This is a genomic window from Senegalia sp. (in: firmicutes) (assembly GCF_052088025.1).
In the GTDB taxonomy this organism is placed as follows: Bacteria; Bacillota; Clostridia; order Tissierellales; family SIT17; genus Anaeromonas.
The window spans coordinates 1-10,120 of sequence record NZ_JBQCYD010000063.1 but is presented as its reverse complement, the minus strand read 5'-3'; the positions used below and the strand labels follow the sequence as shown (position 1 = coordinate 10,120).

Below are 10,120 nucleotides of genomic sequence, written 5' to 3'. Positions count from 1 at the left end.
GCATTTTTACTGCCACATTTAACACATCCACCATTATCCATATTAATCACTCCTTTAAGAATTTTTTAGATAATATTTTTCTTATAATTGTATCATATTTATTACTGAAATAAATATGATAGGTTAAAAGATACTAATAAATGCATATAGGTTTTCATATCATTTTATGTTAAAATCACTATAGGATGTTAACTTTTTTATTTTATAAATAAATTAGCTTTTAAATAATAGAAGGGAAGTGATGGTTTTGTCAGTAATCAGAAATTTACTGCCCATAATATTAATTATTCTCGGAGTACTACTTATTACTATCGAACATTTTCTAATACCATATATTATTATGTTTATCGGTGTCTTTTATATTTTTGATGGAATATATCTTTATAAACAAAAGAAAAAAGATTAATATCATTTAGTATTTTATTACTGTACTTAAAATATCTAAAAATAAATTATAATAATTATTTACTATCTTTTTAAAAAGTAAAAATTCCTATTATAATCATAAATAAGCTAAATGCAGCCATAAGCATGGAATAAATCTTTCTATTCAACTTATAAAAATCTATTGCATCAAACATATAGAGAATACCAAATCCTATTAACATATATGGTATTAGGTTAATATCAGTAGAATGCCTATTTATGAAAGCTAGTACTGCTAAAACAAATACTACTATCGCAAGTATGATTCTAATTATCTTCAAATAAATCACCTATTTTCTATTTTCTTTATTTATCATTCTTCAAATTCAAATCCTTATTTTCCCAGTCATCACGATGATATTTAATTTCATATTCATCATCTAATATTTCAATATCAGATTTTTTAGCAAATGCTCTGTATAATTGGTCCAATATTTTACAATTGTACTTTGTTTATTTCACTAACTGATAAATAATAGATATTATGAATATCGTCGTAAGTATTAGGGTTAATATTATTCCAAACTTATATCTATCTAATGCAAATTCAGTAGGTTCTAAATCTTTATTCTTTATGAATAAGGAACTTCCCATAAACATTGTCTTTTCTGGATGTATTAATGAATATATTAAAAAAATATATAATGGTATAATAATTGTTATAGATATTATAAAGAAAAATATATAATATATAATCATTTAATCATCTCCTTTTTTACTCCCAATAACCTTCTTCAAGTTCTATTAATTTTCCTGTTTTTTCATTTAAAATAAAGTATTTATATTTTCCATTTGTATATATTTTATAATAATATGTTCTATCATTTATAAAAATATTTTTCTCCTTTTCAAATACTGGTATGGTGTCCATGCTATTTGAATAGTCCGTAAATTCTACATCTTCATCAAACTTTTCTCTTATAATTTCTCTACCATCATCATAGCTATAGTTTGGTAAACTATAATATAGGATAATTGGCAATATTATTGTTAAAATTATTGATATGATGATCTTCCATCTGGGATGATCATCTCTCACGTCAACTATTAAAAAACTATACCACAAGGGTTGAAGAACAAATATAAGAAAAAAACCAATATCATATACTCCTTTGTATGACCTATATACCTTATATCCCCAATATAACTCTGTTAAGGTTAATATAACTATTAATATAAATAAAAATTTATTTTGTTTGGCTTCCTCCATATTTTCACCCCTTATATTTATTATATTCTACATAAGCACTCTAAGTCCTTCCTTGTAATAAAATTTTAATAAAAAAAAGCTAGACTTTTAAGTCTAACTTTTTAAAACATATTCTTTTTATATAATACAACTATTGCTCCTGTTGCAAGGGTTATGGATAGACCCATTATCATTAGAAATCCATATGGTGAATTTTGCAGAGGTAATCCTACATTCATTCCATAGAAGCTTGCAAGCATTGTAGGTATTGACATTACTATTGTTATTGATGTCAGTACCTTCATTACTATATTTAAATTATTTGATATAACTGATGCAAAGGCATCCATCATACCACTTAATATATTGCTATATATATTTGCCATTTCTATGGCTTGTTTATTTTCTATTATTACATCTTCAAGTAAATCTTCATCTTCTGGATATAGTTTCACTGATTCAGATTTAAGCATTTTTTCCATTACTATTTCATTTGCTTTTAATGAAGTAGAAAAATATACTAGGGATTTTTCTAAATCAAGTAGTTGAAATAGTTCTTTGTTTTTGGTTGATTTATGAAGTTGCTTTTCTATCCTACTAGATATCTTATCTATTTGTTTTAGATATATAAGGTATCTTGCACTCATTCTATATAGCATTTGAAGTACAAATCTAGTTCTTTTATAGGTATAAAATGCTTTGACCTTTCCCTCGACAAATTGTTCTAAGAGTAAATTTTCTTTAAGACATATTGTTATAATATATTTTTTATAAAGTATAATTCCAAGTGGAAATGTATAATAAACATAAGAATCATCTTCTTTTTCAACCATTGGTATATCCACTAATATAAGTGTTTGATCTTCTTCTATTTCAAGTCTTGAAGTTTCTTCATCATCTAATGGAGCTTTTAAAAAGTCCATATCTACATTCAATTCATTACTTACTTTTTCTAATTCTTCCCTGCTTGGCTTAATTAAATTTACCCAACAGCCATCTTCAAAATCCTTTAATTCTACTAATTGTTTTTCTATTGTTTTATAAATATTAAGCATACAATCACTCCTAACTACTCCTGTATAATCCTATGCTTATATTAAAAATGGACTATAAGGAGAGTTTTTTATTTTGTTTTTATTGTATAAACTGGGTCCTTCGTCCATTTCCTCACACCTTTCTCATTTCTTCCTCTACTATTCTATCATATATATTTTTTAAAACAAATTAAAAAAATAATGTGGATAAATTATTTTTAAAATAACTTATCCACATTATTTGATGTACTTATCCAGAACATTAATAATTTCATCTATTTTTTCATCGCCATGACCTTCAAGTATTGCTTCTTTTACACAAGATTTTATATGTGCATCTAATATATTTAAATTAGATTTTTTAAGAAGTCCTTGGACTGCAAGTATCTGTTTTGATATATCTACACAATATCTATCATCTTCTAACATCCTTATGATACCTTCTATTTGCCCCTTTGAAGTTTTTAGAAGATTTAGTGCTTTTTTTCTTTCATCTGTCACTTTATTCACCCCTTACATATGACAAAAATAATTAGATTCTTCGCATTCTCTCAGAATGACAATTCTGTCATCCTGAGCATAGCGAAGGATCTTTTCTTTTATTTTAAACTGTTTTTATATCTATTACTTCATATCCTGCTTCAGCTACTGCTTTTTTAAGATCTTCATCTTTAAGTTCATAGCCTTCTACTTCTACTGTTTTGCTGTTTAGATCAGCACGTGCATTTGTTACTTCTTTTAATTCTCTTAATCCTTCCTCTACTGCTTTTGTGCAATGACCACAGCTCATACCTTCAACTGTTAATGTTTTTTCCATCAAAATCTCTCCTTTTAATTAATTTTATTTTTTGATATTAAATTTCTTTAATCTTAATGAATTTGTTAAAACAGATACTGAAGAAAATGCCATAGCTGCTCCTGCAATCATAGGATTTAAAAGTCCTAATGCTGCAACTGGTATTCCTAGAGTATTATATCCAAATGCCCAGAATAAATTTTGTTTTATTGTTTTCATTGTTTTTTTACTTAATTTTATAGCTGTAACAATTTCTTTTAAATCGCCTCTCATAAGAGTAATATCAGCAGCTTCAATAGCTACATCTGTACCAGTACCTATTGCAAAACCAATATTAGCTTGTGCTAGAGCTGGAGCATCATTTATTCCATCTCCTACCATTGCTACCTTCTTACCTTGTGCTTGTATCTTCTCCACATTTGCTGCCTTATCTTCAGGTAATACTTCTGCTATAACATGATCTATATCCACTTCTCTTGCTATAGCTTGTGCTGTTCTTTTGTTATCTCCTGTTATCATATATACTTCTATGCCCATGTCTTTAAGTTCATCTATAGCTTCTTTAGAGCTTTCTTTTATAGTATCTGCTACCGCTATTATACCCTTTAATTTTTTATCTATAGCTAAAATCATAGCAGTTTTACCTTCATTTTCAAGTCTTTCTATTTCACTATCTGCTTCACTTATATCTACATTTTCTTTTTTCATTAATCTTCTATTTCCTAGATAAATTTCTGATCCTTCAAATGTAGAATATATTCCATGTCCTGGTATTGCATTAAAATCTGATACATCTGAGAGTGTTATTTCTTTTGCCTTTGCATCATTTACTATAGCTTCTGCTAAGGGATGTTCTGATGATTTTTCTGCTGATGCTGAAATCCTAAGAACTTCTTCTTTTTCTATATCAAATGTCAAAATATCTGTAACTTCAGGTTTTCCTTTTGTTATAGTTCCTGTTTTATCAAATATTATTGTGTCTATCTTTTCTGCCTTTTCTAGATGTTCTCCACCTTTTATTAATATTCCATTTTCTGCACCCTTACCAGTACCTACCATTATAGCTGTTGGTGTTGCAAGTCCAAGTGCACAAGGACATGCTATTACAAGCACTGATACTGCTGCTAAAATTGCTGGGTTTATCTCACCTGTTACTAAAAACCAAATAGCAAAAGTTACGATTGCTACTACAACAACTATAGGAACAAATATACCAGATACCTTATCTGCAAGTCTTTGAACTGGCGCTTTTGAACCTTGAGCTTCTTCTACCATCTTTATAATTTGTGATAGAGCTGTATCTTTTCCTACTTTTGTAGCTTTAAATTTAAAGGTACCATGTTTATTTATAGTTGCTCCTATTACTTCTTCACCCATAGCCTTTTCTACTGGAATGGATTCTCCTGTAAGCATTGATTCATCTACTGTAGATTTACCTTCTACTATTTGACCATCTACTGGAATTTTCTCTCCTGGTCTAACTATTATAATTTCCCCTACTTCAACTTCTTCTACTGGAATATCTTTTTCCTCGCCATCTCTTATCACCTTTGCAGTTTTAGCTTGAAGGCCCATAAGTTTTTTCATAGCTTCTGAAGTCTTTCCTTTAGCTATTGCTTCCATTAATTTACCAAGAACTATAAGTGTTATAATAACTGCTGATGATTCAAAATAAAAGTGATTCATATCTGCTAGTAGCATATAAATACTATAGAAATATGCTGCTGATGTACCCATAGCTACAAGCACATCCATATTTGCTCCTCCACCCTTTAGAGCATGATATGCACCTTTATAAAATCTCCATCCTATAATAAATTGAACTGGTGTTGCTAGAGCAAATTGAAACCATCCATTGCTAAGTATGGTATCAAATCCTGCCATATCTACAAACATAGCTGATAAAAGTGGTAAACTTAGAATTGTTGATACTATAAAAAGAGTTTTAAGTTTCTTTATCTCATTTTCTCTTTCTTTCTTTTGTTTATCCACATCTATTTTTTCTTCTTCTTTTGCACTATATCCTGCTTTTTCTACTGCCTTTTTCATGTCAGATACATCAACATCTGATGATAAATATTCTACTGTTGCCTTATTTGTGGCAATATTTACATTTACCTCTCCTATGCCTTGGACCTTCTTTAGTGCCTTTTCAACCCTTGCAGCACATGCTGAACAAGTCATACCTTCTATATCAAGCCTTACCCTATCCATGGAAGCTTTATATCCTGTATTTGTTACAGTATCCATAAGCTTTTTTACGCTTATCTTTTCTGGATTATATTCTACTGTTGCTTTTTCTGCTATTAAATTTACTACAGCGCTTTTTACGCCATCTAATTTTGATAGAGAACTCTCTACCCTATTTGAACAGGATGCTCAAGTCATTCCTGAAACTTTGAAACTTACTTTTTCTATATTCATTGCTACACTCCTTTCCTACCCCACCCTATATGGGGTGCCTTATAAGTAAATGATAACATATTTCATTTTGAATTGCAAATATTTATTATATTATTACCCAAATGGAGATAAAAAAACAAGATCCTTCACTTCGTTCAGGCTGACAAACTTAGTCATTTTGAACGTATATTGAAGAATCTTTTATTTATATCCATGCTGAATCGTATATATAATATTTATTCTGTTTCTAAAAGTTTTGTTGCTATTAAGTTGTATTTATCTTTTATATCTAATCTATCATCTAATACTGAAGGTATTCCCTTATCACTATCTTCTCTTACTAGTGTAGAAAGTGGGATCTCGCCTAAAAGAAGTGCATTTAATTCTTTGCTTAGTTTTTCTCCTTCACTTTTGCCAAATATATAATGTTTTTCATCACAATTATCACATATAAAGTAACTCATGTTTTCTATTATACCTATTACCTTGCTATTTGTTTTTTTAGCCATAAAAGCTAATCTTTTTGCTACATCTGCTGCTGTGATTTGTGGTGTTGTAACTATTAGTATTTCTGCTTTAGGTAATTGTTGCATAAGACTAAGTGGCACATCACCTGTTCCTGGTGGTAAATCTATTAGCATATAATCAAGTTCTCCCCAGTATACATCATTAAAAAATTGAGTTAATACATTTCCAAGCATAGGACCTCTCCAAATAAGTGCTTCATCCTTGTCCATTAAATTCCCCATAGATATAATCTTTACTCCATTAACTTCAATAGGTATGATTGTACCATCTTTAGTTGCCATAGGCTTTTTATTCTTTATTCCAAGAATTTGAGGTATACTGTGCCCTAATATATCTGCATCAATCAATCCTACACTATAACCCATCTCACTTAGCTCTACAGCTAAATTAGCTGTTACAGTAGATTTACCTACTCCACCTTTTCCACTTCCTATAGCTATTACACGAGTGTTTTCAAAAGGTTTTTTAGTTTTTTCTTCAGCCAATACTTTCATCCCCTTAATATTTTTCTTTTAATATATAATAATCATATCTAAAAATCTATGATCTATATCAATTTTCACAAACTATAATCTTTGTAGGTGTAACTATATAATCAACCGGTATATCAAATTTTCCATTTGGAACTTTAGAAAGTATTTGAAAATCATAACTTAGAGCTATCTTTATAGCCTGTGGCGCTCTTGCAAGTAATTTATCATAATATCCTCCACCATAGCCTATTCTATTTCCCTTTTTATCAAAGGCAAGCCCAGGTGTTATTATTAAATCTATTTGACCAGGATCTACTTCTTCTATCAAATCTTCCTTAGGTTCTAAATATCCAAATGGATTTTCATCTAATGATTCATCTAAATCTTTTAATTTACAAGGTACTATTATATTTTTATTTTTATCTGTATATGTGGTCAGCACATTTTTTTCTAGGTCCATCATCTTTTCAATAAGCTTAAATGTATTTACTTCTTCTTTAAAGCTTAGATAAGTCATTATTGTTTTACTATTTTTAAACTCTTCCATCTTGATGAGATATGATATGATTTTTTCACTTAGAGTATTTACTTCTTCTTTGCTTAATTTTTTTCTTTCATTTAAAATCTTTTTTCTTAATTGCTTTTTTTCATCTGTATTCATATTCTCACTCCTCATAAATTTCTTCTTAACTAATATTATATACCTCTTTAAAACTCTATACAAATTAACAAGAAAAAACTTCTGCAAAGTTTACAGAAGTTTTTTAAAAAATTAGCAAGAAGAACTATTACCTGTTGTAACTCTAAAGCCTTTACCTGTCCAATCTTTTGTATAATCTACATTGAAAGCATCTACTTGGTCAACTAGATTTTCATCCACTAAAAATGTTATTCCATCAATATCTTGAGTTTTATCTTCATTGTGTTGCTCATCCAGAGCAATACCATATGATGGGCCACCTCAACCATATCCAGATACATAAAGTCTAATTTTTTTATCAAATGCATCCTTCTTTTCCATTATACTTTTGATTTGTTCTATTGCTGTATTTGTAACATTTAATTTCACAATAACATCTCCTTTTCATATACCCATATGGGGTATATCTTTATATATATTGTAATATTACAATATATACTTTGTCAAGCCTTTATTATCTATTACCCGAATTACATCTTTTAAAATATTATCATAAGTAAATAATATAGTAAAACAGATGATGATAAGGTAATTAAGCCTATTTTTTTATATCTTTCAAATAAGGATGATTGAATTATCAAAAATATAAAAAACAATAAAGAATATATCAAAGTTTCACTTGTACTTGATTTAGCTAATATCCCTTCAAATTCAAATACCCATATGCCTATAGCCATAGCAAAATAAAATGGAACAAGCAATCTGTTTAATATTTCTAAAAAAGGCTCTTTTTTTATTTTTGTTATTATAAAAAGTGTTAAAGTTGCTAAAAGTATTCCACCAAATAAATTTAAATTATAGTGATTTATTCTTATTATATCCATTAATCTATCTTCATATAATCCTAAATGAAATAATACATAAGTGATTCTTGCGCCAATAAATCCTATTATCAGTTCTAAGAGATAATAATCTTCTATTATCTCTTTATATTTATTATCTTTTGTTATCATCTTTAAAATAATATATCCTATTATAGTTAAAATTACACCAAAAAGCAGAAACCAAGTTATACTTATAGGTCCTAATTGTAAAAAAATAGGTCTCATTTAAATTTCTCCACTTTTTATCTGTTCTAATATCTGCGTCATCTGAGGATAGGTCATCATTCCAGCAACTGCTCCTATCAAGTTTCCATCTTCATCTATAAAATATGATGTTGGATATGCACTTACATAATAATTTTTTTGAGCTATGCTACTATCCTTATCTAATAGAACCGGAAAGGTATATCCGCCCTTTTCTATATAGTCACGCACCTTTTCTTCTTCTTCACCTACATCTACTGCAAGTACTACTAAATCATCCTTATTTTCATTGTATAGTTTTTCTAAATCAGGCATTTCTTCATCACAGTATTTACACCATGTAGCCCAAAAGTTTATTAGAACTATTTTACCCTTATAATCAGATAGGGATGCATCTTCTCCATTTAAAGTTTTCAAAGTAAAGTCTGGTGCTGGTTTTCCTTTTTCAAGTAATACTTCTTCTATATCTTCCTCTTCAATATCTTCATCTTCTGATACACTTTCACTTTTTTCAGTGTTTTCATCTATAAGTGCTTCTTCTTCTTTAGAAGTTTTTTCCTTATCATTATTGTCATTATCATTAACCGTATAGTATATTCCTACAATTAGCATGAGTGCAAGTATAGATATGGCTATAATACTTTTCTTATTCATAATATTCTCATCTCCTTTAATTGTTACTTTTTTAATTAATAAAATTTGCTATGCTACTAATCTTATCAAAAAATATTAAAAGTCCAAATAAGACCATTACAGCTCCTGCAATTTTATAAATATATCCAGTCCATTTTTGTACCCTATCTAAGAATCTAGTGAAGTAGTTGATAAATAGAGCTGTTAATATAAATGGCACTGCCATTCCTATAGAATATATTAAAAGTAAATATATTGAACTTACTAGATCATTTGATAATCCTGCTTTGACTAAAATTGATGCAAGTATAGGTCCATAGCAAGGAGTCCAGCCTGCAGCAAATGCCATTCCCATTAAAGTAGCTCCTAGAAAACTCGTAACCTTTTTTGGGGCCTTGGCCCTTCTTTTACTAGTTATAAAGTTCAAATCAATTATACCCATTAAATTAAGTCCAAAAAACATTATTAAAACTCCACTTATTTTTGTGAATATTCCTTTATTTTGTATGAATATTCTTCCTATATAAGAAGCAGAAACTCCCATTATCATGAATATAATAGTAAATCCAAGCACAAAACCAAGCGTGCGAGATAAGGCTAGCCATTTTTTTCTAGATAGCTCTTCTTCAATACTAGTTCCTGTCATATACATTATATATGCTGGTATAAGTGGTAGAATGCAGGGAGAGAAAAACGAAAGCAAACCTGCACCAAAAGCCATAGTAAATGTAACATCTTCAAACATAATTTCACCTTCCTTATATATTATTACTATACCATATGGGGGTATAATAAATCAGTTTTTTTCTCCTCCTAAAAAATCCCCAGCAAAAAACTTGGAATTAAGGCTTGGTAAATAGTAAAAAATAGGGTATAATAAAAATTGAGAAAAGTTTTCTTTATTTAATAT

13 protein-coding genes are annotated in these 10,120 nt (G+C 28.8%); all 13 read right to left on the bottom strand.

What is annotated here, in order from left to right; translation table 11 throughout:
* Positions 1-476 precede the first annotated feature (476 nt).
* Complete coding sequence (locus ACTHUW_RS11850) at positions 477-707, bottom strand: hypothetical protein (protein ID WP_442213391.1); 231 nt, start codon at positions 705-707, stop codon at positions 477-479.
* Between the two features lie 25 nt (positions 708-732).
* On the bottom strand, positions 733-858 hold the full coding sequence (locus ACTHUW_RS11845) for a hypothetical protein (protein WP_442213389.1): 126 nt from the start codon (positions 856-858) through the stop codon (positions 733-735).
* 21 nt (positions 859-879) lie between these two features.
* On the bottom strand, positions 880-1,125 hold the full coding sequence (locus ACTHUW_RS11840; RefSeq protein ID WP_442213387.1) for a hypothetical protein: 246 nt from the start codon (positions 1,123-1,125) through the stop codon (positions 880-882).
* A 16-nt stretch (positions 1,126-1,141) separates the two neighbouring features.
* Positions 1,142-1,636, bottom strand: coding sequence for a hypothetical protein (locus ACTHUW_RS11835; RefSeq protein ID WP_442213385.1), 495 nt, complete (start codon positions 1,634-1,636; stop codon positions 1,142-1,144).
* Between the two features lie 101 nt (positions 1,637-1,737).
* A complete protein-coding gene (locus ACTHUW_RS11830; protein ID WP_442213383.1) occupies positions 1,738-2,670 on the bottom strand; it encodes a magnesium transporter CorA family protein in 933 nt (310 codons plus the stop codon).
* Positions 2,671-2,886: 216 nt separating this feature from the next.
* Positions 2,887-3,150 carry a metal-sensing transcriptional repressor gene (locus ACTHUW_RS11825; protein WP_442197037.1) on the bottom strand — a complete coding sequence of 88 codons (264 nt, stop codon included), beginning with the start codon at positions 3,148-3,150 and terminating at the stop codon, positions 2,887-2,889.
* Between the two features lie 103 nt (positions 3,151-3,253).
* A complete protein-coding gene (locus ACTHUW_RS11820; protein WP_442213380.1) occupies positions 3,254-3,466 on the bottom strand; it encodes a heavy-metal-associated domain-containing protein in 213 nt (70 codons plus the stop codon).
* Positions 3,467-3,490: 24 nt separating this feature from the next.
* Positions 3,491-5,869 (bottom strand): heavy metal translocating P-type ATPase, encoded by a 2,379-nt coding sequence (locus tag ACTHUW_RS11815; protein ID WP_442213378.1) that lies wholly within the window; start codon positions 5,867-5,869, stop codon positions 3,491-3,493.
* A gap of 215 nt (positions 5,870-6,084) precedes the next feature.
* Positions 6,085-6,861, bottom strand: coding sequence for an Mrp/NBP35 family ATP-binding protein (locus tag ACTHUW_RS11810; RefSeq protein WP_442213375.1), 777 nt, complete (start codon positions 6,859-6,861; stop codon positions 6,085-6,087).
* 67 nt (positions 6,862-6,928) lie between these two features.
* Positions 6,929-7,510, bottom strand: coding sequence for a 5-formyltetrahydrofolate cyclo-ligase (locus ACTHUW_RS11805; RefSeq protein ID WP_442211030.1), 582 nt, complete (start codon positions 7,508-7,510; stop codon positions 6,929-6,931).
* A gap of 518 nt (positions 7,511-8,028) precedes the next feature.
* A complete protein-coding gene (locus ACTHUW_RS11800; RefSeq protein WP_442213373.1) occupies positions 8,029-8,598 on the bottom strand; it encodes a prolipoprotein diacylglyceryl transferase family protein in 570 nt (189 codons plus the stop codon).
* A complete protein-coding gene (locus ACTHUW_RS11795; protein ID WP_442213371.1) occupies positions 8,599-9,231 on the bottom strand; it encodes a TlpA family protein disulfide reductase in 633 nt (210 codons plus the stop codon).
* Positions 9,232-9,262: 31 nt separating this feature from the next.
* The gene (locus tag ACTHUW_RS11790) at positions 9,263-9,955 is read right to left on the bottom strand and encodes a cytochrome c biogenesis CcdA family protein (protein WP_442197044.1); all 693 of its coding nucleotides are present in this window, start codon (positions 9,953-9,955) and stop codon (positions 9,263-9,265) included.
* Positions 9,956-10,120 lie beyond the last annotated feature (165 nt).

Bases quoted from the DNA above. Each gene is read 5' to 3' on its own strand.
- ACTHUW_RS11820 (WP_442213380.1), bottom strand. From the start codon at position 3,466: ATGGAAAAAACATTAACAGTTGAAGGTATGAGCTGTGGTCATTGCACA.
- ACTHUW_RS11840 (WP_442213387.1), bottom strand. From the start codon at position 1,125: ATGATTATATATTATATATTTTTCTTTATAATATCTATAACAATTATT.
- ACTHUW_RS11830 (WP_442213383.1), bottom strand. From the start codon at position 2,670: ATGCTTAATATTTATAAAACAATAGAAAAACAATTAGTAGAATTAAAG.
- ACTHUW_RS11835 (WP_442213385.1), bottom strand. From the start codon at position 1,636: ATGGAGGAAGCCAAACAAAATAAATTTTTATTTATATTAATAGTTATA.
- ACTHUW_RS11795 (WP_442213371.1), bottom strand. From the start codon at position 9,231: ATGAATAAGAAAAGTATTATAGCCATATCTATACTTGCACTCATGCTA.
- ACTHUW_RS11800 (WP_442213373.1), bottom strand. From the start codon at position 8,598: ATGAGACCTATTTTTTTACAATTAGGACCTATAAGTATAACTTGGTTT.
- ACTHUW_RS11790 (WP_442197044.1), bottom strand. From the start codon at position 9,955: ATGTTTGAAGATGTTACATTTACTATGGCTTTTGGTGCAGGTTTGCTT.
- ACTHUW_RS11805 (WP_442211030.1), bottom strand. From the start codon at position 7,510: ATGAATACAGATGAAAAAAAGCAATTAAGAAAAAAGATTTTAAATGAA.